This window comes from Allofustis seminis DSM 15817 (genome assembly GCF_000374325.1).
GTDB classification, from domain to species: domain Bacteria; phylum Bacillota; class Bacilli; order Lactobacillales; family Carnobacteriaceae_A; genus Allofustis; species Allofustis seminis.
The window spans coordinates 284822-307584 of the sequence record NZ_KB894079.1 but is presented as its reverse complement, the minus strand read 5'-3'; the positions used below and the strand labels follow the sequence as shown (position 1 = coordinate 307584).

Annotated in this window: 22 protein-coding genes and 1 other annotated feature; of the genes, 19 read left to right on the top strand and 3 right to left on the bottom strand. The window is 36.1% G+C overall.

The genetic code is table 11. The features are described from left to right. The first annotated feature begins 11 nt into the window (after positions 1 to 11). The 13 genes from fmt (at position 12) to C231_RS0101380 (ending at position 11073) form a co-directional block, all read left to right on the top strand. On the top strand, positions 12 to 950 hold the full coding sequence (gene fmt, locus C231_RS0101440) for a methionyl-tRNA formyltransferase (protein WP_018658881.1): 939 nt from the start codon (positions 12 to 14) through the stop codon (positions 948 to 950). After that, positions 943 to 2301 (top strand): 16S rRNA (cytosine(967)-C(5))-methyltransferase RsmB, encoded by a 1359-nt coding sequence (rsmB, locus tag C231_RS0101435; RefSeq protein WP_018658880.1) that lies wholly within the window; start codon positions 943 to 945, stop codon positions 2299 to 2301. The genes fmt and rsmB overlap by 8 nt, the downstream gene beginning before the upstream one ends. A gap of 19 nt (positions 2302 to 2320) precedes the next feature. Continuing rightward, positions 2321 to 3067 (top strand): Stp1/IreP family PP2C-type Ser/Thr phosphatase, encoded by a 747-nt coding sequence (locus C231_RS0101430; RefSeq protein ID WP_018658879.1) that lies wholly within the window; start codon positions 2321 to 2323, stop codon positions 3065 to 3067. Next, positions 3064 to 4968 (top strand): Stk1 family PASTA domain-containing Ser/Thr kinase, encoded by a 1905-nt coding sequence (pknB, locus tag C231_RS0101425; protein WP_018658878.1) that lies wholly within the window; start codon positions 3064 to 3066, stop codon positions 4966 to 4968. The genes C231_RS0101430 and pknB overlap by 4 nt, the downstream gene beginning before the upstream one ends. A gap of 16 nt (positions 4969 to 4984) precedes the next feature. Beyond that, complete coding sequence (gene rsgA, locus C231_RS0101420; protein WP_018658877.1) at positions 4985 to 5881, top strand: ribosome small subunit-dependent GTPase A; 897 nt, start codon at positions 4985 to 4987, stop codon at positions 5879 to 5881. Positions 5882 to 5894: 13 nt separating this feature from the next. Next, on the top strand, positions 5895 to 6548 hold the full coding sequence (rpe, locus tag C231_RS0101415) for a ribulose-phosphate 3-epimerase (protein WP_018658876.1): 654 nt from the start codon (positions 5895 to 5897) through the stop codon (positions 6546 to 6548). Positions 6549 to 6551: 3 nt separating this feature from the next. Further along, positions 6552 to 7205: a thiamine diphosphokinase gene (locus tag C231_RS0101410; protein ID WP_018658875.1), complete on the top strand. Its 654-nt coding sequence runs from the start codon at positions 6552 to 6554 to the stop codon at positions 7203 to 7205. A gap of 119 nt (positions 7206 to 7324) precedes the next feature. Next, positions 7325 to 7513 carry a 50S ribosomal protein L28 gene (rpmB, locus tag C231_RS0101405; protein ID WP_018658874.1) on the top strand — a complete coding sequence of 63 codons (189 nt, stop codon included), beginning with the start codon at positions 7325 to 7327 and terminating at the stop codon, positions 7511 to 7513. A gap of 122 nt (positions 7514 to 7635) precedes the next feature. Beyond that, positions 7636 to 7710: a sequence feature (ribosomal protein L21 leader region), on the top strand. Between the two features lie 39 nt (positions 7711 to 7749). Beyond that, on the top strand, positions 7750 to 8058 hold the full coding sequence (gene rplU / locus C231_RS0101400) for a 50S ribosomal protein L21 (protein WP_018658873.1): 309 nt from the start codon (positions 7750 to 7752) through the stop codon (positions 8056 to 8058). 15 nt (positions 8059 to 8073) lie between these two features. Further along, positions 8074 to 8439 (top strand): ribosomal-processing cysteine protease Prp, encoded by a 366-nt coding sequence (locus tag C231_RS0101395; RefSeq protein WP_018658872.1) that lies wholly within the window; start codon positions 8074 to 8076, stop codon positions 8437 to 8439. Between the two features lie 16 nt (positions 8440 to 8455). Continuing rightward, positions 8456 to 8746: a 50S ribosomal protein L27 gene (gene rpmA, locus C231_RS0101390; protein ID WP_018658871.1), complete on the top strand. Its 291-nt coding sequence runs from the start codon at positions 8456 to 8458 to the stop codon at positions 8744 to 8746. Positions 8747 to 8862: 116 nt separating this feature from the next. After that, positions 8863 to 9855 (top strand): class I SAM-dependent methyltransferase, encoded by a 993-nt coding sequence (locus C231_RS0101385; RefSeq protein WP_018658870.1) that lies wholly within the window; start codon positions 8863 to 8865, stop codon positions 9853 to 9855. An 18-nt stretch (positions 9856 to 9873) separates the two neighbouring features. Further along, positions 9874 to 11073, top strand: a complete 1200-nt coding sequence (locus C231_RS0101380; RefSeq protein ID WP_018658869.1) for an acetate/propionate family kinase — start codon at positions 9874 to 9876, stop codon at positions 11071 to 11073. A 258-nt stretch (positions 11074 to 11331) separates the two neighbouring features. Here the strand turns inward: C231_RS0101380 and yidC are convergent, their stop codons facing one another. Together yidC and C231_RS0101370 are read right to left on the bottom strand one after the other, a co-directional pair. Then, positions 11332 to 12282, bottom strand: coding sequence for a membrane protein insertase YidC (gene yidC, locus C231_RS07545; protein WP_018658868.1), 951 nt, complete (start codon positions 12280 to 12282; stop codon positions 11332 to 11334). 69 nt (positions 12283 to 12351) lie between these two features. Next, positions 12352 to 12723, bottom strand: coding sequence for an acylphosphatase (locus tag C231_RS0101370; RefSeq protein WP_018658867.1), 372 nt, complete (start codon positions 12721 to 12723; stop codon positions 12352 to 12354). A gap of 139 nt (positions 12724 to 12862) precedes the next feature. On the opposite strand from C231_RS0101370, the gene C231_RS0101365 reads away from it, so the two are divergent. The 5 genes from C231_RS0101365 to C231_RS0101345 all read left to right on the top strand — a co-directional run bounded on the left by C231_RS0101365 (position 12863) and on the right by C231_RS0101345 (position 20173). Next, positions 12863 to 15157 carry an FtsK/SpoIIIE family DNA translocase gene (locus C231_RS0101365; RefSeq protein WP_018658866.1) on the top strand — a complete coding sequence of 765 codons (2295 nt, stop codon included), beginning with the start codon at positions 12863 to 12865 and terminating at the stop codon, positions 15155 to 15157. A gap of 236 nt (positions 15158 to 15393) precedes the next feature. Further along, positions 15394 to 16452 (top strand): BMP family lipoprotein, encoded by a 1059-nt coding sequence (locus C231_RS0101360; RefSeq protein WP_018658865.1) that lies wholly within the window; start codon positions 15394 to 15396, stop codon positions 16450 to 16452. Between the two features lie 127 nt (positions 16453 to 16579). Next, positions 16580 to 18160, top strand: a complete 1581-nt coding sequence (locus C231_RS0101355; protein WP_026314286.1) for an ABC transporter ATP-binding protein — start codon at positions 16580 to 16582, stop codon at positions 18158 to 18160. Further along, positions 18147 to 19205 (top strand): ABC transporter permease, encoded by a 1059-nt coding sequence (locus C231_RS0101350; RefSeq protein ID WP_018658863.1) that lies wholly within the window; start codon positions 18147 to 18149, stop codon positions 19203 to 19205. Before C231_RS0101355 ends, C231_RS0101350 begins: the two co-directional genes overlap by 14 nt. 11 nt (positions 19206 to 19216) lie before the next feature. Continuing rightward, positions 19217 to 20173, top strand: a complete 957-nt coding sequence (locus C231_RS0101345) for an ABC transporter permease (protein ID WP_018658862.1) — start codon at positions 19217 to 19219, stop codon at positions 20171 to 20173. A gap of 72 nt (positions 20174 to 20245) precedes the next feature. Here C231_RS0101345 and mnmM read toward each other — a convergent pair whose 3' ends face one another. Beyond that, positions 20246 to 20809, bottom strand: coding sequence for a tRNA 5-(aminomethyl)-2-thiouridylate-methyltransferase MnmM (gene mnmM / locus C231_RS0101340; RefSeq protein WP_018658861.1), 564 nt, complete (start codon positions 20807 to 20809; stop codon positions 20246 to 20248). 274 nt (positions 20810 to 21083) lie between these two features. Here mnmM and C231_RS08765 point away from each other — a divergent pair. Further along, positions 21084 to 22763, top strand: a 1680-nt coding sequence (locus tag C231_RS08765) for a glucosaminidase domain-containing protein (RefSeq protein WP_018658860.1), incomplete at its 3' end; no start/stop codon positions are given.

Below are 22763 nucleotides of genomic sequence, written 5' to 3'. Positions count from 1 at the left end.
GGAGTAAATTGATGAAAAAAATTGTTTTTATGGGGACCCCGACTTTTTCAGTTCCAATCTTAAAAGCTCTGATTGAATCGCCAGATTTAGAAGTTGTTGCAGTTGTAACACAGCCAGATCGGAAAGTAGGACGTAAACAACAAATAGTTGAAAGTCCAGTCAAATGTCTGGCAAAAGCGCATGAGATTGCTATATTTCAGCCCGAACGCATTCGAAAATCTTCAGCGGTAGAGGCAATTATTTCGTTACAACCAGATCTCATTGTAACAGCAGCATATGGGCAAATTGTTCCTGTTAAACTCTTAGAGGCACCAACCTTTGGGGCAATAAATGTTCACGCCTCCTTACTGCCGAAATATCGTGGAGCTGCCCCCATTCACTATGCAGTAAAAAATGGTGACCCAAAAACAGGCGTAACCATTATGTATATGGTAAAGGAAATGGATGCAGGGAATATGATCGCTCAAGCGGAGATTCCGATTACTGAGGACGATGATACAGGAACACTTTTTGAAAAATTAAGTATTTTAGGGCGCGATACATTAATGGAAGCTTTGCCAACCATTTTTGAAAAAACGAATGCCTCTGTTCCACAAAATGAATCTGAAGTGAGCTTTTCTCCAAGTATCACGAAAGAACAAGAACGCATTCGCTGGTCCGCTACCGCTAGGGAGATCCATCATCTTATTCGTGCACTTCGCCCGCGACCTGGCGCATATGCACTCTTACATGGCGAAAGATTTAAATTTTGGGATAGTTATATTATTGATGAGAAGACGGATAAGCCAAGTGGCACGATCATAAAAAGAGATTCTAAAGAATTATGGGTAGCTGCTGCAGAAGGGACAATACTCTCTCTTTTAAAAGTTCAACCTGCTGGAAAAAGACAGATGTTAGTTGCAGAATATTTAGCAGGGGCTCCTATTAAGGTGGGCGAAAGATTTGAATAAGAAAGAAAGAATAAAAAGTGCTCGCTATGTGGCAGTTGATATATTAGAAGCCATTGATATAGAAAAAGCTTATAGCAATTTGTTGTTAAATGCTAAAATAAAAAATAAACAAGTCAATGAAAAAGATAGTGGATTATTAACAGAATTAGTTTATGGCACCTTACAACATCAATTGATGCTTGATTTTATTATGGATCATTTTATAAAAAAGCCTCAGAAACTTGAGGGATGGGTAAAGCAACTATTTCGAATATCTTTTTATCAATTAGAATATCTTCAAAATATTCCATCGCATGCAGTTGTCAGTGAAGCTGTTGAGATTGCAAAAATTCGAGGTCATCAAGGAATCAGTCGTTTAGTAAATGGCGTCTTACGCAATTTTTTGCGGCAGGGCACACCCGATGCTTCAAAAATTAAAAATGAAGATGAAAGATTATCGATTCAATATAATTTGCCTATAGGGTTAGTAAAGACGCTCATTTCTGAAATTGGCATGAATGAATTTATAAAATTGACAAAATCATTGAATAAACCAGCAAAAATGAGTATTCGTGTCAACCAAAAATTTATAACACGTGAAGAAGCCATTAGACAATTGCAAATCGAAAATTATCATGCTGCTTTGAGTCAGATCGCTCCTTCTGGAATTATAGGGCATAGTGGATTGCCTATTCATACACATTTATTTGAAGATGGGAAAATTACTATTCAAGATGAAAGCTCAATGTTGGTAGCTGAAGTGCTAGACTTAAAAAAACATCATCATGTATTAGATGCTTGTGCAGCACCTGGCGGGAAAACGACACATATTGCTCAATTTTTGTCTAAAGAAAATGGTGGATGTGTTACCGCAGTAGATATTCATCCCCATAAAGTGAAATTAATAAAAGAAAATGCCTTGCGGATGCATGTTCAAGATGTAGTGCATGAATGTGTTGCTGATAGCACAGAGCTTTCAAAACGATTTGGCGATGAAGGGTTTGATCGTGTCCTAGTTGATGCACCTTGTTCTGGATTAGGATTAATTCGCCGAAAACCAGAAATTCGCTACCATGTAACAAGTGATATTATTGAAAGCTTACATCAACAACAATTAAATATTTTACATAGTGCTGCGAAGATGGTTAAATTGGAAGGTGTTCTGGTATACTCAACATGTACCATATTAACAAAAGAAAATGAAATGACAGTAAATGATTTTTTGAAAGAGCATCCTAATTTTGAAAAAGTAGAAATTAATAATGCGAATGTGAAGCACCTGCAAACAGCACTAGGACAAATAAAATTATATCCACACGACTTTGGAACAGACGGGTTTTTCATTCAAAAATTCAAAAAAATAAGTGACTAAGGATTGTGAGGTGAGTCTCTTGCAATATGCAACAGCTACTCATGTGGGAAAGAGAAAAAATAATCAAGACTATGCCCAAGCTTCTTATAATGAAAAAGGCTACCTAGCAGCTTTCTTATGCGATGGTCTAGGGGGTCATCAAGGGGGCGATGTCGCCAGTGCAATGGCTGTCTCTCAATTAGGGCATCATTGGCAAAATGTTTCATTTGATTCTTGTGCTGATCCCCATTTAAAAGAATGGATTCAAACAGTGATCAATCAAGAAAATGATCGAATTTTAGAAGCGGCAGACCAGTATAATGATTTAAAAGGAATGGGAACGACAATTGTTGCAGCATTCTTTTTAAAAGATTGCGTGCTTATTATTAATGTGGGCGATAGTCGAGCTTATATTTATAAAGATGATCAGATGCATCAAGTGACAACAGATCACTCCTTAATTGAAGAACTTGAACAAACAGGTGAAATTACGCATGATGAAGCCAAAAATTTGGTTAATCAACATATGTTGACACGCTCTCTTGGAGCAAATGAAGAAATTAAAGTGGATTTTTATCCGCTTGAGTATCATGCATTTCATTATGTTCTATTATGTTCAGATGGATTATCGAATTTCGTTACAACCAATGAAATGAAACAGATTTTATGCCTTGAGGATCATTCAAATGATGAAAAAGTACAAAAACTTATCCAACGTGCCCTCCATAATGACGGTTCAGATAATATTACGGTAAGTCTGATAGAACAGGGGGGGGGCGACAGATGATTCATCGTCGAATTAGTGGTCGTTATGAGCTTATTAAAAAAATCGGCTCTGGCGGAATGGCGAATGTGTACTTAGCTCGCGATTTAATTTTGGAGCGCGATGTGGCAATCAAATTATTGGCATTTGATTTTACCGATGACGAAGAAAGTTTGCGCCGTTTTCGCCGAGAAGCACTTTCAACGACCGAACTGACTCATCCAAATATTGTAAGTATCTATGATGTAGGCGAAGGTGAGTATCCATACATTGTGATGGAGTTTGTGGATGGTATGGATTTAAATGAATATATTAAGAAAAATCGCCCGATACCTCCCGAAAAAGCTTTGAATATTATGGATCAAATTTTAAATGGGATGAGTTATGCTCATAGCAGTGGGATTATTCACCGTGATTTAAAACCGCATAATGTCTTAGTTGATAAAGAAGGTCATGTGAAGATTACGGACTTTGGGATTGCGGTTGCACTTTCGCAAAATTCAATTACTCAAACGAACTCTCTGCTCGGTTCTGTACACTATTTATCACCAGAGCAAGCAAGAGGACATATTGCAACAAAACAGTCGGACATTTATTCTTTAGGTATTTTGCTTTATGAGATGTTAGCAGGAAAAGTTCCTTTCGATGGAGAATCTGCTGTATCCATTGCTTTAAAACATTTTCAAAATGAAATTCCTTCCTTGAGAGCACTCGATCCTTCAATTCCTCAAGCACTTGAAAATGTTGTATTAAAAGCCACAACAAAAGATGCCACACAACGCTATCAATCTATTGATGAGATGCGCCAAGATCTTGCGACATCTTTGGATTTTGAACGCGCTAATGAACCAAAATTCCAAGCACGAGATATCAATGAAGATGTAACACGCGTCATGGCTCCTTTAACAGAAGATCAATTGAAAGAAGCGAAAATTTTTAACCAGAAAAATAAAAATAAAGAAGCAACAAAAAAACAAAAAAACTTTTTGAAACGCTACTGGTGGGCATTCATTTTGTTACTAGGTATTTTAGGACTTGCAGTGATGTTTTTACGTCGCCCAGGAGAGATTGCTGTTCCTAATTTGCAAAATATGACATATGAAGAAGCAGTAGAAGAATTAAAACGATTAGACCTTGAACCCGGCAAAACAATTGAAGAAACATCTGAGAAAATTGAAGATGGAAAAATTATTCGCACCGATCCTAAAGCAGGAACTACCGTAAGAAAATCGCAACATATCAATTTGTATATTAGTAAATATCCTGAATTGAAAAACTATATTGGGCAAAATTATGAAGAAGTGCGTGCAGAACTTACGGATTTAAATATTAAAGTGAAGACAAAAGAATCCCCAAGCAATGAATATGAAGTCGGTAAAATAATGGCACAAAGTATTGACCCAGGTAAAAAAGTGCGTCCTGGAAAAGATGTTGTGCAATTTACGATTAGTAGTGGTCCTGAAAGTAAGGAATTCACATTAAAAGATTTGAAGAGTTATACAAAAGATTATGTTGAAAAATATGCTAATGAAAATGGCATTAATGTCACATTTGAACAGACGCATTCAAATGATGTTTCAGAAGGACAAGTTGTTTCGCATTCACCTGAGGCAGGTAGCGCAATGCATCCAGGATCACATTTGACAGTTTATCTATCTTCTGGCAAAAAAGAAAAAGCGGTTGATAGCTTTTCTACAACTGTCAATATACCCTTTAAAAAACCAAGTGATTCCAATGAAGTGAGCAACCATATAGAAGTTTTCATTCAAGATGCTGATCATTCAATTAATGAATTAGCGTATGAATTTTATATTCAGGAAAATACCACACACAAAATTAACTTTGAAGTCAAAGAAGGGGAAAGCGCCCGTTACCGTATTTTGCGCGATGGGGAATTAATTGAAGAAAGTACAGTGAGTCCATAATAAGGAGTGTGAGCCGTTGCAAAAAGGACGAATTATTAAAGCGATTAGCGGCTTTTATTATATAAAAGATGCACACAACCAGATATATCAAACACGTGCTCGAGGAGTATTTCGCCTTCAAAAGGTGACACCAGTCGTAGGTGACTATGTTGAATTTGAAAGTGATAACCTAGAAGAAGGGACATTGACCAAAGTCTTGCCAAGAAAAAATGAACTTTCACGCCCGCTGATTGCTAATGTCGATGTAGGAGTAATTGTCACATCAGTTGTCGACCCTAAGTTATCAACAGCGTTGCTTGATCGCTTTTTAGTCCATTTAGAGAAAAATCATATTCAGCCCGTTATCTATATTTCGAAGATGGATATCGCAAATGACCATGAGAAAATAGCGGTAAAAGATATAGTTTATGAATATGAGAAAATTGGCTACCATGTCATTGCAGTTGATGAGCCTAGTAAGGAAGAAGCAATCTCAAAAATTAAAAATGCCTTTGCAAAAGATTTTAATCAACATACCATCATGTTCATGGGACAATCAGGTGCAGGGAAGTCCACACTATTAAATTTACTAGACGAAAATTTGAATTTGAAAACAGGTCAGACTTCCCAAGCGCTCGGTAGAGGCAAACATACGACTCGTACTATCGAATTGCTTCCATTGTTAGGTGGAGAATTTGCAGATACTCCAGGATTTAGTACGCTAAATTTTGAAGGAATTGAACAAGTGGAACTAACAGAATATTTCCCCGAGATGCTATGCAGACGGGATATGTGCCGATTTACTGGTTGCTTGCATGACCGAGAACCGAAATGTGCAATTAAATCAGCAGTCGCTCAAAATGAAATTTCCGAATTCCGTTATCAAAATTATTTAAATTTTCTAGATGAAATAAGACAACAAGTAAAATATTAGTAAGGAGTAAACCATGAGAATAATAGCGCCCTCAATTTTGAGTGCTGATTTTTCAAAATTGAAAGAAGAAGTGCAAAATGTAGAGATTGCTGGAGGGGACTGGATCCACTATGACGTGATGGATGGGCATTTTGTTCCTAATTTAACATTTGGTTCTGGCGTCCTTGCGGCAATTCGTCCGCATACGCAATTACCGATTGATGCTCATTTAATGGTTGAATGTCCCGAAAAAATGATTCATTCATTTGCAAAAGCGGGTGCCAACTATATTACAGTTCATGTCGAAAGTACGCCGCATATTTTTAGAGCCATTCAAATGATAAAAGATACAGGCGCTAAAGCAGGTGTTTCTTTAAATCCAGGAACGCCATTTTCCGCAATTGAAGAGTTGCTACCTCTTGTGGATTTAGTTCTAATCATGACTGTCAATCCGGGATTTGGTGGGCAAACATTTATTGATACAATGACTGCCAAAATTCGTAAAGTTGCACAAGCAAAAAGAAAAAATGATTACCATTATTTAATTCAAGTTGATGGTGGGATCAATGAAGAAACAATTACACTATGTGCCAATGCTGGAGCAGAAGTTTTTGTTGCAGGCAGCTATGTATTTAGCACGAAGAATAAAACAGTTTCGCAACAGATTCAATCTCTTAAAGAGGTATAGTAAATGAATATACATCTTGTTTTAGGTGGAGTTCTTTCACCAAATTTTGAATTGAATATGTATTCTTCAGAAGATCAACTCATTGGAGTTGATCGCGGGGCATTTCGTTTGATTTCAGCAGGATATTCCATCGATTTGGCAATTGGCGATTTTGATTCGGTGTGTAAAGAAGAGCTTCAACTTATTCAATCAAGATCAAAGGAAGTTAAAATATTTCCTAGTGAAAAAGATGATACAGATACAGAACTTGCACTTTCTTGGGTTATCGAAAATTATCCGGAACTTCATAACATTTATATGTATGGCTGGAATGGTGGACGCGTGGATCATTTTTTAAGCGTGATGTACTTAGCTTATCAGCCGAAATTCAAAAATTATATCCAAAAAATTCGTTGGGTGGATGATCATAACATTGGACAATTTTATCTTCCGGGTAACCATATGCTACATTTTGATAAACGATTTACTTATTTTTCGATTATTACGCTTACACCAGTGCGAGCTTTGACGATTTCTGGTGCAAAATATAATTTAAAAGCTACGGACCTGGATTATCCACGAGCATTTATCAGTAATGAATTTGTCAGTCGCAATTGTAATATATCATTTGATGAGGGTACCATATTGGTTCTCCAAACACGCGACGGAGTGCATTAAAAAGTAAGAAGCGTAAAATTATTATGTAAAATCACCTTGTAATGTCTATTAAATTATGATATTATTTTTTGGTACTATAAATGGCCTATAAGTTAGGTGATTGAGGAGGAGGATCTACGATGGCTAAAGAATGCTACTTCACAGGAAGAAAAGCTCGTTCAGGAAATAATCGTTCCCACGCACTTAATTCATCAAAACGTACTTTTAAAGCAAACTTACAAAAAGTTCGTGTGATGGTAGATGGTAAACCTAAACGCGTTTGGGTTTCTACTCGTGCTCTTAAATCAGGAAAAGTTGAACGTGTTTAATTAAGAATAATTATTGGAAAGATAGAGTTTTTGAAACTTTATCTTTTTTTATTTTTCGGTCAATAGAAGTTGACAACGAGAGGTTATATTTGCTATTATTCTAGTGTTGTATTTGTGTCGCACCACATCTACAACCGCACATCGGTAAGTTTCAAGTGCCAAATTGGCCACTTGCCTTGGCGAGTCTTAGATTAGCGAATGTGACGATTCGCAAAAAAATAGGAGGTGCAGCAAAGATGTATGCAATTATTCAAACAGGTGGAAAACAATTCACTGTAACTGAAGGACAAGAAATCTTCGTTGAAAAATTAGCGGGTGAAGCAGGCGAAACGATCACTCTAGATGAAGTATTGTTTGTAGGTGGCGATGATGCAAAAGTCGGAGCTCCTTTTGTTGATGGGGCATCTGTCGAAGCAGAAATTGTAAAACATGGTCGCGGCAAAAAAGTTGTAACGTATCGTTATCACCGTCGCAAAGACTCTCATCGTAAACAAGGTCACCGTCAACCGTATACAAAATTGATGATTAAAGCCATCAATGCTTAATGAGTGTGAGTATGAATGATTCACGCCACATTTTTACAAGATAATCAAGGAATTTTTTTAGGCTATACGATCAAAGGACATGCAGGCTCTATAGTGAGTGGACAAAATATTCTATGTGCTGCGATATCATCATTAGTTTTGACTAATGTCAATTATTTAGAAACAATAAAAGCAATTGCTGAAAATGATTGCTTCGCAGATGAAATAGAAGGCGGTATTATTCACTTAGATTTAACACGTCCGATTGACCAAAAATTAGCAGAGTATCGGCAATTATTAGTGGATCAGTTGTTTTTTGGATTGCAAGCAATTGCCGAAGAAAATCCTGATGATGTAAGAATTAATATAAAAATAGACGAATCAAGAAATCCAGAGAGATAGTGGAGGTGCAACGAAGATGTTAAAAATGAATTTACAATTTTTTGCAACGAAAAAAGGTGGAGGTTCATCCTCAAACGGTCGTGATTCACAGTCTAAACGTTTAGGCGCTAAAGCAGGCGACGGACAATGGGTAACTGGTGGATCAATTTTATATCGTCAACGCGGAACAAAAATTCATCCAGGTGAAAATGTAGGTCGCGGTGGAGATGACACTTTATTTGCAAAAATTGATGGAATCGTTCGCTTTGAACGACTCGGTCGTAAACATAAAAAAGTTTCTGTCTACCCTGTTGCGGAAGAAGCTTAATCATTTAATGATAAAAGGCCTTACAGACGTAAGGCCTTTTTTATATTTGTGAAGATTGTGAATTTTCGTTAAAATAAATAATAAAGTATGTATCAAAAAGATTGTGGGGTAATGTTGTGGCAAAAGAGATGGCTTTATTTCATCAATTAGATAAAAGTAGTCAAATGATTCAAAATAAATTAGGGTATAGTTATTTAGAAGCGTTGATTGAATCAATGGAAAATATTATTGGGAAAGGTGATCTTCCTGAAGAATATCACACCCTTGACCAAGAGAGTGTCCAAATACTTCAAAATATATATGCAAAAATTCCTAATGATTTAGAACCAGAGACCATTCGTCGTGGTGTTCAACTTGCAATATTGAAGGCTATTAAGGAAGATGCTATTCAACCTAATTATCAGATGACACCAGATTCAATTGGATTTTTAGTGGCATACTTTATTGAGATTTTTGCACAGGTTAAAGGCCGCATTCATTTAGCAGATTTGGCAGCAGGTAGTGGTAATTTACTTTATACAATTCATCATTACTTGACAATGAAAGATATTTCTGTGGATCTTACAGGCGTTGACAATGATGAATTAATGCTATCTCTGGCTGCGACAAGTGGTGCTTTTCAAAAAACTAAATGTCATCTGCTATTGCAAGATGCATTGCGCCCAATCTATATGAAACCTGCTCATATTATTGTAAGTGATCTGCCCATTGGGTATTATCCTGATGATGAAAATGCGAGTAATTATCAAACATCTTTTGCAAAAGGGCATTCTTATAGCCATTATTTATTAATGGAACAACAGCTGAGTTATCTTGTAGATGAGGGATTTGCTTTTTATATCGTTCCAACATTCGTTTTAAACGATGATACAACAAGTAGTTTATTAAGTGCACTACAGCAGAATAGCTATATTCAAGGAATAATTGAATTGCCATATAATTTGTTTTTGAATGAACGTTCACGAAAATCAATTTTAATTTTGCAAAAACATGGAAAACATGCGAGACAATTAGAGACCTTGGTGACACAGATTCCTGAATTTAAAGAGATTCAACAGATGGAAGAGTTCTTATCACAAATGAAAAATTGGAAAGAAAATAATAAATAATAATTGAAGGAGAATATTATGTCAAAAACTATTGCAATTAATGCTGGCAGTTCAAGTTTGAAATGGAAATTATATCAAATGCCAGAAGAAAAAGTACTTGCTAGTGGTCAAGTGGAAAGAATTGGCCAAGATGATGCAATTTTTTCAATTGAAAAAGGTAGCGGTGAAAAATATCGTGAAATTTTGCCAATTATCGATCATGAAAAAGCAGTTGAAAAAGTATTAGATAATTTAACAGCATTACATATTATTGAAAATTTAGAAGAAATAACAGGTGTAGGGCACCGTATTGTTGCGGGGGGAGAGTTATTTCAGCACTCTGTAGAAGTGGATGATCATGTCATTGATCAGATTGAATCAATTGTTGAATTTGCACCGTTACATAATGGCGCAAATGCTATGGGAATTCGAGCCTTTAAACATATTTTGCCACAAGCAACTAGTGTAGCGGTTTTTGATACAGCTTTTCATCAAACGATGCCAGAAGTCAATTATTTATATAGTATTCCATTTGATTATTATGAAAAATATGGGGCACGAAGATATGGAGCACATGGAACGAGTCACCGTTATGTTTCGTATCGGGCAGCGGAAATTTTAAATAAACCATTAGAAGAATTAAAAATAGTCAGCGCCCATTTAGGAAATGGTTCATCAATTACAGCGATCAAAGAAGGAAAATCTTTTGATACATCAATGGGATTCACGCCACTTGCTGGACTGACTATGGGTACACGTTGTGGTGATATTGATGCCTCACTTGTGGGCTACATTATGAATAAGGAAGGAATTAAAGATATTAATGAAATGGTTCATATCTTAAATTATGAATCAGGATTGCAAGGCCTTTCAGGAATTTCTAACGATATGCGTGATATAGAAGAAGCAGCTGCTTCTGGAAACCATCGTGCTCAAATAGCTCTCGATATTTATGAAGATCGTGTCGTAAAATATATCGGGCAATATGCAACGACCATGGGTGGGCTAGATGTTTTGATATTTACGGCAGGAATTGGCGAGAATGCTACAGTAATGCGTGAGAATATTGTGAACAAGCTCAAATTATTCGGTGCTGAAATTAATAAAGATGCGAATAATGTTCGTGGCAAAGAAACAATTATTTCGACAAAAGATTCAAAAGTCGCGGTATTATTGATTCCGACAGATGAAGAGTTGATGATTGCACGTGATGTTCAGTCCTTTATAGACCAAAAATAAAGATGTTGCATAGATCATAATTTTTATAAAACTTTAGATTTATAAATAAAATAAAGCGCTCTCTAATATTGATGATGGTCAATATTTGGGGGCGCTTATTTGATAAATATTGATTTTGAATGTTCTATGAAAAATTCTTCTAAAAATAAAACACTCCTTTGTTTTAGAACTGTTTTTTAGGGTGAAAATTATAATAAAAAGAGATGTGCATTTAAAATATGCGCATCTCTTAAATTGATTTTTAGGAATGTTGTTGCATTATTTTTTACGATTTCTTCTTTGCATTCCTTCATTGCGACGTTTTCGATTAGATTGTTTCTGTGCAAAAGTTGTCTGCGGAGCAGAATTTTCGACTTTCATTTGTTTAATTCCAGCGGGTATATCAACTGATAAGTCTTTATATTTTTCTTCAACCTCTGCTTTAATTCTTGGACGATAATAGTGATTAATAACGACTTGCTGAGCAATCCCAATAAGTCCACCAATTAGCCAGTAAAGTGCTGATCCTGCAGGCCCTGATAATGAAATAAATAAAAACATAATAGGTGTGGTCAGTGCCATACTATTGTTCATTTTTTGTTGTTCTTTAGAAGTTGGTGGGATAATGAGTTTGGACTGGATAAAATAAATAAGTCCAACAAGTATCGCTAAAATAACACTTCGTTGTCCTAATTGAATGCCTAAAAAAGTAGCATTAGCAATTTCTTGTGAATGATGAACAACATGCAAGATGGCCACAAAAATTGGCATTTGCAAAAATAGTGGTAAGCACCCAGCCAGTTGATTTCCAATTCCAATACCATATTGCTTATAAATTTTTGCCAATTCCAATTGCAACATTTGTTTTTGTTGAGGGTCATTTGTTTCATTTATCAATTTTTGTACTTCATCAGTTAGCGGTTTGACTTTTTCCATCTTTACTTGGGATTCAATCATTGAACGTTGTTGCTTGATGCCCAAAGGGATGATAATAACACGTGTAATAATCGTAAGAACGATGAGTGCTAAAGCATAGCTACCTAAATGTCCCGCTAAAAAATGTAAAAAGCCATTTAATGGAATAACGAGATAATTATAAATCAATTCTGACATCCAGCCACTCGGATTTCCATCTTTATCAAGTCGCATACAGCCTGATAAAAATAAGAGTGCTGTTGGAAGCATGGTATACAATGCAATTTTTTTATTTATTAATTTTTGTTTATTCAATACAGTTTCCATTCCTTTAATTGTTATTTTTAAAATGTTCTTTCATTTTACTATGTTTGATGTCCAGTTTCAATATACTGTTTTAAATGATGAATAGTCTGGAATAGCATTATCATAAGTAACTTCTACTTTTTCAACTTCTGCTGCAGGAGAAGGACCATTAGCCAATCCACGCAAAAACTTTTCGATAGATTTTTGGTCTGCACAAGCTTCAACATAAACCGATCCATCTGGCAAATTCTTAACGATACCATTAACTTTTAGTTGTTCTGCTAATATGACGGTCGTATAGCGAAAACCGACTCCCTGAACTCTACCATAAATCGTTGCTTTTATTTTTAATAGTGGATTCTTTTTTGAATATTCATTTGTAAAAAATATTTTTTTTAATGATTGCGTAGATTCTGTCGCATTTAATAAATCTTGGAAATAATTTTTCAAAGTAATCGCCTCCTAGTCTTATAATAAAGATTATTGAAAAGAACGTCAAAACACAGCATTTATCACTTCAAAAGATGAGAAATATAGATGGGCGTGGTATACTATTAGAGAGTTTGGGATTTGGATAAGGAGATTTGAAATGGCAGCAAAACGAAAAAAACAACGAAATTATCCGATCGAAATTATTGGAATTTTCTTTGTATTTATAAGTGTATTAGCGATTGGTAAATTTGGTATGATGGGTCATGTTTTCGCAAATATTTTACGATTATTTGTTGGGGAAACATATGGAGCCATCGCACTCCTTTTAATTTTTTTAGGAGGATATATTTTACTCAATGGTAGCCACTTTAAATTTAGATCAAAACGTTGGTTCGGTGTCATATTAATTTATTTAGCCATTTTAATTGCTCTTCATTTACAACTTTTTAAACCGATTATGAATAGCGAAGTTAATGTTGTGGCGGCGACATGGCGTTTTTTCTTAAAAGAATTTAAAGGTATTTCAACGAATCAATCGTTAGGTGGCGGTATGATTGGTGCAGGATTTTATTCTTTAAGTTATTTACTTTTTGCTAATATAGGAACATATTTATTGATGGCCTTTTTTTTATTTGTTGGGATTATGAATTTAGGGCAATTTTCATATCAGCATTTCTTCCGCAATATTAATTTTGTTCTGAAGTGGCTGAGTACTCGACTTTGGCAAGGGCTAAAAATCATGGCACGCTGGGCTAGAGAAAATGTCAGTGGAATGATACAACATCAACCGAATGAAGTCTCGCATAATTCAGTGCAAAATGAAGAAGAGTCGAAGGAAAGCATTGAAGAATCCCCATCTTCAAATGATGATATTCATCATGTTGAAATTACAGGAGGAAGCATTTTAACGGCTGAAGAAATGGCGGAAGTAGCCGAATTAGAAATAGAAGATGAAGATGATAGTGAGATTAAAATCATGGACGATTGGGAAGATGAAAATGAAAATTATGTCTTACCAACCACTGATTTATTAGCTGCAACAAAAGCTGTAGATCAATCAGGCGAATATGCAACGATTGAAAAAAATATCAAAATTTTAGAAAAAACATTTGCTAGCTTTGGTGTGGATGCAAAAGTTGTCAAAGCTAATCTTGGCCCAGCAGTGACAAAATATGAGATCCAACCTGCCACAGGTGTTAAAGTAAGTCGGATTGTTAATTTGACAGATGATTTAGCACTTGCGCTGGCAGCAGAAGATATTCGTATGGAAGCGCCAATTCCTGGCAAGTCATTGATTGGGATTGAGGTACCGAACTCCAATGTGAATACCGTTTATTTTAAAGACATTATCGAGGCGGTTTCAGAAGAAACTTCCGAACATCTATTGGAAGTACCTATCGGAAGAGATATAAGTGGTCATGTGGCAACTGCAGATTTAACAAAGATGCCACACTTACTTGTTGCAGGGGCGACCGGTTCGGGAAAATCTGTTGCAATTAATACAATTATTTCTAGTATTTTAATGAAAGCTAAGCCTCATCAAGTGCGAATGATGTTAATTGATCCGAAAAAAGTCGAGCTCAGTGCATATAATGGTATTCCGCATTTATTGACACCAGTCGTTACTCATCCTAAGAAAGCTGCTAGAGCATTGCAAAATGTCGTAGCACAGATGGAAGAACGCTATGAATTGTTTTCAAAAACGGGCACAAAAAATTTAGAAAGTTATAATCAATATTTAAAGAGACTTCGTGCAAAAGGAGAAGAAACACCTCCACTGCTTCCTTATATTGTTGTTATTGTAGATGAGCTAGCAGACTTGATGATGGTCGCTTCAAAAGAAGTAGAAGATGCAATTATTCGATTAGCACAGATGGCACGTGCGGCAGGCATTCATATGATTTTGGCAACGCAACGTCCGAGTGTTGATGTCATTACAGGGCTTATAAAAGCTAATGTTCCATCAAGAATGGCATTTGCCGTTTCTAGTGGAACAGACTCGCGAACCATTTTAGATACAAATGGTGCAGAAAAATTACTTGGAAGAGGAGATATGCTTTTTGAACCGATGGGAGCGAGTCGACCAGAAAGAATTCAAGGTGCTTTTATTTCTGAGGCAGATGTTCAAACGATTACTGATTTCGTGAAGAGTCAACAAGATGCAAGCTATGTGGAACATATGATTCCAAAAGAACCTGAGCAACAAAATGCAGCAGATGAGAAAGATGAATATTTTGAAGAAGCGGTAGCATTGGTTCAATCAATGGAAACGGCAAGTATTTCATTGTTGCAACGTCGCTTCAGAATGGGCTACAATCGTGCAGCACGTTTGATGGATGATTTGGAAGCTCACCATATTGTAGGACCACAAGAAGGACCAAAACCGAGAGAAGTATTAATTGATGAAAATTTTTTAGAAAAAAGAAAAGAAAATCATTCGGAATTAGAATAAATAAAAATAAAATAAATAAATATTTCACAAAGTGAGCAAATTTTGTTCGCTTTTTGTGTTATTAAAAGCGATAGATTGAAACAATGTACGTATATCAATCGCTTACACCTATAATTGTGAAGAAAAGTTTTAGAATAATCCTGAAACTGCTTTCTTTTTTGACGATTGAATGCTATTATAATTATAGCGGAAGGAAAATATCCTGACGTCTATAAAACCATTGGAGGTATATACGGATGAAAAACTGGAAGAGCTTAATGCTTTTAGGTACATCTGCACTAGTTTTAGTAGCTTGTGGCAATAAAGATGCTAACAAAGATGCAGGAAAAGATAATACTGGTGAAGGCGACTTCAAAATTACGATGATCACCGACACTGGTGGGGTAGATGACCGTTCGTTTAACCAATCAAGTTGGGAAGGCGTACAAGAATGGGTAAAAGAAAATAATTTACCTCAGAGTTCAGGAACATATATTCAATCTGATGCTGCTGACCAATATATTCCAAATATACAGCAAGCAGTAAATGATGGTTATGATATCATCTATGCGATTGGTTTCTTGCTAGCAGAACCTTTAGAAGAGGTTGCAAAACAACATCCAGACCAACATTTTGGTATCGTAGATGGCTTTGTCGATCTTCCAAACGTAATTTCTCTAGGATTTAAAGATCATGAATCTTCATTCCTAGCAGGGGTTGCAGCTGCATACACAACAGAAACTAACCATGTTGGCTTTATTGGTGGAGAAAAAGGATTTATCATTGACCGTTTCGAAACTGGCTATAAAGCTGGTGTTGAATGGGCAGCTAAAAAATTAGGAAAAGAAATTAAAATTGATAGTGAATACGCAGAAAGCTTTAAAGATGCTGCAAAAGGTAAACAAATTGCAGCTTCACAATTCTCAAGTGGTGCTGACGTGGTATTCCATGCATCTGGAGCAGTTGGAGATGGCGTATTTAACGAAGCAAAAGACCGCATGCAAGCAGACAGCAGTAAAAAAATCTGGGTTATCGGGGTTGACCGTGATCAAGAAGCTGAAGGTGAATATGAAGGCGGTAACTTGACACTTACTTCTGCATTGAAACAAGTAGGACAAGCCATTAAACTAACCTCTAACGATGTTATGAAAGGTGAATTTAAAGGCGGACAAGTTGTCTATGGATTGAAAGACGACGGTGTTGGTTTAAGCCGCGGACATCTATCAGATGAAGCTTGGAAAGCTGTTGAAGAAGCTAAAAAACTTATCGTTGATGGCGAAATTGAAGTGCCTGAATTTACCTATAGCCAAAATTAATTTCACTTCAATTATTATTTTAAGATAAGTATTCAGGTAGTAATAAGCGCTAGCTAGCCTGAAAGCTAGCGCTTTTTACATATTAATATTTATTCGTACATATATAAATATATAATATGAAGGAGGCATTGTAGTGGAAAACATTGAAAATGTTGTAGAAATGAACAACATTACCAAAATATTTGGAAATTTCACTGCGAATGAAGATATTAATTTTCATGTTCGCAAAGGTGAAATTCATGCGCTCCTTGGAGAAAACGGTGCAGGTAAGTCTACATTAATGAATATGTTAGGCGGTGTATTCGAACCTACTTCTGGCGAGATAAAAGTTCGGGGAGAAAAAGTAGTGATTGATTCTCCGGATAAAGCTGATGAGTTAGGAATCGGAATGGTTCACCAACATTTCATGCTTGTAGATAAATTTACAGTTACAGAAAATATTATGCTCGGACGCGAAGAGCATAACGCTGGATATATTGACACCAAAACGGCTGAAAAAAGAATCGAAGAATTATCGAATCGTTACGGCCTTTCCGTTGATCCAAGAGCAAAAGTTGAAGATATTACGGTAGGAATGCAGCAACGTACAGAAATTTTAAAAGCCTTGTATAAAGGCTCAGAAATTTTAATACTAGATGAGCCTACAGCAGTATTAACTCCTCAAGAAATTGAAGAATTAATGAATATTATTCGTGCGCTGGCTGCAGAAGGACGCTCTATTATCATTATTACGCATAAGTTGGACGAAATTAAGGCGGTAGCTGATCGTTGTACTGTTATTCGTCGCGGTAAAAAGACAGGTACTGTAAATGTTGCAGACACAACGCAACAACAACTTGCTGATATGATGGTTGGACGCGCTGTTAACTTTAATGTTGAGAAGGGTCCATCACATCCAGGCGATGTCATTTTAGATGTGAAAGATTTGGTTGTGGAAGATCATAGAGGTTTAAATGCTGTTGATGGTACTAGTTTACAAATTCGTAGCGGAGAAATTCTAGGTTTGGCAGGAATTGATGGGAATGGACAAAGTGAATTTGTTCAAGCCTTATCAGGCATGATGCCAGTAAAATCTGGAACAATTCATCTAAAAGGGAAAAATGTTACGAATATGACTCCAAGAGAAATCACTGAAAGCGGTTATGCACATATTCCAGAAGACCGACATTTACATGGACTTATTCTTGATATGTCATTAGAAAAAAATATGGTCTTACAAACTTATTATAAAGAACCATTCAGCAAAAATGGCTTTATGCAAGATAAAGAAATTAAAGATTATGCGCTACGCTTAATTGATGAATTTGATGTTCGTATGAGCTCCGAAGAAAACCCTGCACGTGATCTGTCGGGTGGTAACCAGCAAAAAGCAATCATTGCACGTGAGATTGATCGTGATCCTGATTTACTTGTTGCAGCACAACCGACTCGTGGATTGGACGTTGGAGCGATTGAATTTATTCATAAACGACTTGTAGAACAACGCGATAAAGGAAAAGCAGTTTTATTAATGAGTTTTGAATTGGATGAGATTTTGGATGTTTCTGATCGTATCGCCGTAATGTATGAAGGAAAAATTATGGCCGTTGTAGATGCCAAAGAAACAAATGAAAATGAACTAGGCTTATTAATGGCAGGTTCATCACTTGAAGATACCGATTCAAAAAAATACGAAAGAGAGGAGAAGATGACTGATGAATCAAATTAAATCTAAAAGCTTTCTTGAAACAGCAGCGGTTCCTTTCTTTTCAATATTATTTGGCTTTATATTAGGAGCAATTGTTATGCTAGCTTTTGGCTACAACCCACTTGCGGCTTATGAAGCACTTTTTGTTGGTGTATTTACCAATCGTTATTTCTTTGGTGAAGCACTAGTGCAAGCGACGGTATTAACATTTACTGGGCTAGCATTTGCGGTAGCAAGTCGTGCTGGATTCTTTAATATTGGGGTAGCGGGTCAATTCTTATTTGGATGGCTAGCATCTGTAACATTTGCTTTAGCTTTCCCTAGTATTCCAAGAATTTTAATGGTACCTCTTGTATTAGGTGTAGGGATGATTGCAGGTTCATTTTATGCAGGGATTGCCGGATTTTTACGTGCCTATTTTGGTACAAGTGAAGTGATCGTTACGATTATGTTGAACCATACGATGCTTTTGATTTCTAACTACATGACGAACTTTGTGATTGGTTCCGGTAGTAAGACAGGATTTGTAGGAGACAACACTAGCTTAAGCGTAAAATTTTTAAGCGATTTAACAAACGGCTCCCGACTTAATATCGGCTTCATTCTCGCTATTATTTTCGTTATTTTATACAAAATATTTATGGATCATACAGTTCGAGGATTTGAGTTGCAGGCAGTTGGATTGAATGCAGAAGCAGCACGTTACGCTGGAATGAGCGCTAAACGAAATATTATTGTTTCAATGTTAATTTCTGGCGGAGTTGCAGGCATAGGCGGTGCAATTCAAGGTATTGGAACCTTTAAATATTTATTCACTCAATCCAGTATTCCAAGTCAAGGATTTGATGGTATTGCGGTAGCACTTTTAGGTATGGGTAATCCCTATGGAATTTTTGCATCGAGTTTCTTATTTGGTATATTAAAACAAGGTGCAACATTTATGCCGAGCCAAGCTGGCGTTCCAAACGAATTAGTGGATGTTGTAATTGCCTCTATTATATTCTTTGTTGGTGCAAGCTATATTATCCGCATCTTGATGAAAAAATTTGGGTTCAGTAAGGATTAGGAGGGGAAAAGATGGATGTTGTAACATTATTGCATTTAGTCGTATCAAACACACTTACATATGCAACGCCTCTAATCTTTACTGCGCTAGCCGGTACTTTCTCTGAACGCAGTGGTGTCGTTAATATTGGATTAGAAGGCATCATGGTTATGGGAGCATTTTCAAGTGCTGTTTTTAATATTTTGATGTATCCAACGCTAGGGACAAGTACGCCTTGGATTGGAATGTTATTCGGTGGGCTCGTTGGAATTTTATTTGCAGTGATCCATGCATTGGCGACAATTAATTTCCGCGCGGACCATATTATTTCAGGTACAGTGTTGAACTTAGCTGCGCCTGGATTGGCTGTATTTTTAACGCGTATGATTTTCAACAAAGGAGAAACAGGGCCAATAGCACGTACATTTGGAACGGGTAATATTCCACTACTGCATAAAATACCATTTATCGGACCTATTTTATTCAGTAGCATATTACTTCCTGCTTATGTGGGGATTGCCTTAGCATTGATTAGCTGGTTTGTCTTATTTAAGACAAGATTTGGACTTCGATTACGCTCAGTAGGAGAACATCCAAAAGCTGCAGAATCTGTTGGAATTAATGTATATTTCTACAAATATTCGGGCGTTTTGATTTCTGGATTCCTAGGAGGAATGGGGGGCGCTGTGGTTGCGCAAGCCATTCAAGGAAACTTCGGAAGCGCTACGATTGCTGGTCAAGGATTCATGGCAATGGCAGCAATGATCTTTGGTAAATGGAACCCAGTGGGTGCGATGTGGGCGGCATTATTCTTCGGCTTTTCCCAAAGTTTATCCGCAATGTCATCTGTTATTCCAGCACTTCAAGCGATTCCACCTGTATTTTTACAGATCTTACCATATATTTTAACAATTATTATTTTGGTAGGATTTATTGGTAAATCAGAATCACCGCACGCTTTAGGAGAAACATATATTAAATCTGAGTAATATATGAATAAAATTAAACGTCAACTTTTAAATTCTCTTTTTAGTTGAAAGAGGATAAAAGTTGACGTTTTTTTATTTTTTTTCTATGAGAAGTAGGAAAGGAGGGCAATGCATTTGATTTAAAATTTCGTATTTATAAACTGTAAATTCTTTTTGAGGTAGATGTTGGGCAAATGTTAGTACGGCATCTTTTTCTTCTGCACCGCCAGGATGGCCATGATAGACCATTATCGAAAGTACTCCTTTAGTTCTTAAAAGGGCAGTGCATTGTTCTAGGGCTGAAAGAGTCGTTTCTGGAAGGGTAATGATACTTTTGTCACCTTTTGGTAGATAACCCAAATTGAACATGCAAACTGCAATTGAATGATTTTCATTGATGATTTTTTTAATATTTTCATGTCCCATATGATGCAAAGTTGTTTGCTGTGCTAGTCCTGTTAGAAGTAATTTTTTTCCCGTTTCTTCAATGGCTTGTGCTTGTATATCAAATCCATCAACTTTTCCATCTTTACCTACTAATTGTGCTAAAAAGACGGTGTCATTTCCATTTCCGACAGTTGCATCAATGACATGGTCGCCAGGGCGTATATATTCTTTTAAAATGTCATGATTAAAATGTAACGGTTTTTGTAACATTGTATCTCCTCCTGTAACATTTGAAAATATGATTTTTAAAATGAAATGATTAAAGTGTTCGGTATTTTTAGATGCATTTTACAAGTTATTGTGTTTAATATAAAAAAGGCTACTAAAAACGTTTGCTCTGTTCGGTTTATTTCATGTTACGGCAATCTAACATTTAATGAAAACTACTGAAAACACTATTGTAAAGCGGTTTAAAACTTGTATAATAGCAGTACAAATAAATGGATAAATGTCATTCATATCATACCAGAAAAGAGGAATTGCCGTGGACAAATTGAATAAAATGACGAAAGTAGCATATTCATTATCAGCTGGGGTACTGGCAAGTACACTTGCGCTTTCTGCTTTTAACCATCAAGTGCATGCTGAAGAAGCACTGAATAAAGCAGAAATTTTAGAAAAATTAGAAGAATTAGAAGAACATGTATATACTATTGCGGAAGCTGATCATGAGGATGCATCTGCTAATTTTTCTGAAAATGAAGAAATGAAAGCCGTAAAAAAACTCTTAGTTGAAGCTTTAACGAAAGCAATTGGCGAAGATTTTAAAAAGTTGATTGATGTGGAAAAAACCTCAGTTGAAGTATTTGAGCAATTATTTAATTTAGTGACATCATTATTAGAAGAGGAATATCCTGTTGCAATTGATTTTGAAAAAATGACAATTCTTTCACATGAAGACAACAATGAGGAAAAGCTGACAATTGATACAGATGCACAAAAATTACTTAATGACAATGAATTAAAAGAACATGTGGCTATTGATGCTAACTTAAAAGATCAATCTGTGGAAATAGAATCTGTTGAAAATACCCAAGAAAGTGTTACAGAAGTTAGCCATAATGACCACGTTGAAGAAGTAGATGAAGTAGTCGAAGAATCAACTGTTACTCATGTAGATTCATCAAATGAAACAACATCAAAAGAAGAAGTAGTAGTCGATGAATCGCATGATGAGAACATAAAAGAAATAGATCATAAAGAAGAAATCACACAAAAAGATACTAAATCAGAACAAAAAGCAGCCCCTGAAGTGAAAAAAGAAGTTAAAACTGTGGCAGCTGCTAAGTCGGCATCTCCTTTAATGGTTGCACGCACTTCTTCTCGAGCTAGTACCTATGTTGTTCAACCAGGAGATACTTTGAATGCCATCTCTAGAAAGTTCGATGTCTCAGTTGGAACATTAGCTAAATTGAACAATATTCAAAATATTAATATTATTTACGTTGGTCAAGTATTACGATTAAATGGTAGTGTTACACCATCAAATTCATCAACTATTCAAATTACGACACGTGACCAATTTATTTCAACTGTTGGGGAACATGCTCGTCAAGTTGCAAATAAAAATGGTTTATATGCATCGGTCATGGTGGCACAAGCCGCTTTGGAATCTGGATTTGGTCAAAGTACGCTATCTAAAGCACCGAACTATAATTTATTTGGAATTAAAGGAAATTATAATGGCCAATCCGTAACAATGAAAACGAGTGAATGGTCTTCAAGCAATGGCTGGTACCAAGTAAATGCTGATTTTAGAAAATATCCAAGTTATGCTGAATCACTTCAAGATAATGCGAATGTTTTGCGCAATGGCCCCTCATGGGATCCTAATTATTATAAAGGAGCTTGGAGAGAAAATGCGAATAGCTACTTGGACGCTACGCAGTGGTTACAAGGACGATATGCGACAGATCCGTCTTATGCATCAAAATTAAATAATATTATTAGCATGTATAATTTAACGCGATTTGATACCATTTCTGAAAATACAAGTCATACACAAACATCTGACCAAGTTTCAAAACCGTCTACAAAACCAGCGCCACAAGCAAAACCATCTCCAAGTGCACCAAGCACTTCGAGCAATACTTATACCGTTGTTTCAGGTGATACTTTGTCTCAAATTGCACAAAAATTTGGCACAACGGTTGCAGCAATCGCA

Coding starts and splice junctions, on each gene's coding strand:
- pknB (WP_018658878.1), top strand. CDS start 3,064: ATGATTCATCGTCGAATTAGTGGTCGTTATGAGCTTATTAAAAAAATC.
- rplU (WP_018658873.1), top strand. CDS start 7,750: ATGTATGCAATTATTCAAACAGGTGGAAAACAATTCACTGTAACTGAA.
- C231_RS0101360 (WP_018658865.1), top strand. CDS start 15,394: ATGAAAAACTGGAAGAGCTTAATGCTTTTAGGTACATCTGCACTAGTT.
- rpmB (WP_018658874.1), top strand. CDS start 7,325: ATGGCTAAAGAATGCTACTTCACAGGAAGAAAAGCTCGTTCAGGAAAT.
- C231_RS0101395 (WP_018658872.1), top strand. CDS start 8,074: ATGATTCACGCCACATTTTTACAAGATAATCAAGGAATTTTTTTAGGC.
- fmt (WP_018658881.1), top strand. CDS start 12: ATGAAAAAAATTGTTTTTATGGGGACCCCGACTTTTTCAGTTCCAATC.
- mnmM (WP_018658861.1), bottom strand. CDS start 20,809: ATGTTACAAAAACCGTTACATTTTAATCATGACATTTTAAAAGAATAT.
- C231_RS0101380 (WP_018658869.1), top strand. CDS start 9,874: ATGTCAAAAACTATTGCAATTAATGCTGGCAGTTCAAGTTTGAAATGG.
- C231_RS0101350 (WP_018658863.1), top strand. CDS start 18,147: ATGAATCAAATTAAATCTAAAAGCTTTCTTGAAACAGCAGCGGTTCCT.
- rpmA (WP_018658871.1), top strand. CDS start 8,456: ATGTTAAAAATGAATTTACAATTTTTTGCAACGAAAAAAGGTGGAGGT.
- C231_RS0101345 (WP_018658862.1), top strand. CDS start 19,217: ATGGATGTTGTAACATTATTGCATTTAGTCGTATCAAACACACTTACA.
- C231_RS0101410 (WP_018658875.1), top strand. CDS start 6,552: ATGAATATACATCTTGTTTTAGGTGGAGTTCTTTCACCAAATTTTGAA.
- rpe (WP_018658876.1), top strand. CDS start 5,895: ATGAGAATAATAGCGCCCTCAATTTTGAGTGCTGATTTTTCAAAATTG.
- C231_RS0101365 (WP_018658866.1), top strand. CDS start 12,863: ATGGCAGCAAAACGAAAAAAACAACGAAATTATCCGATCGAAATTATT.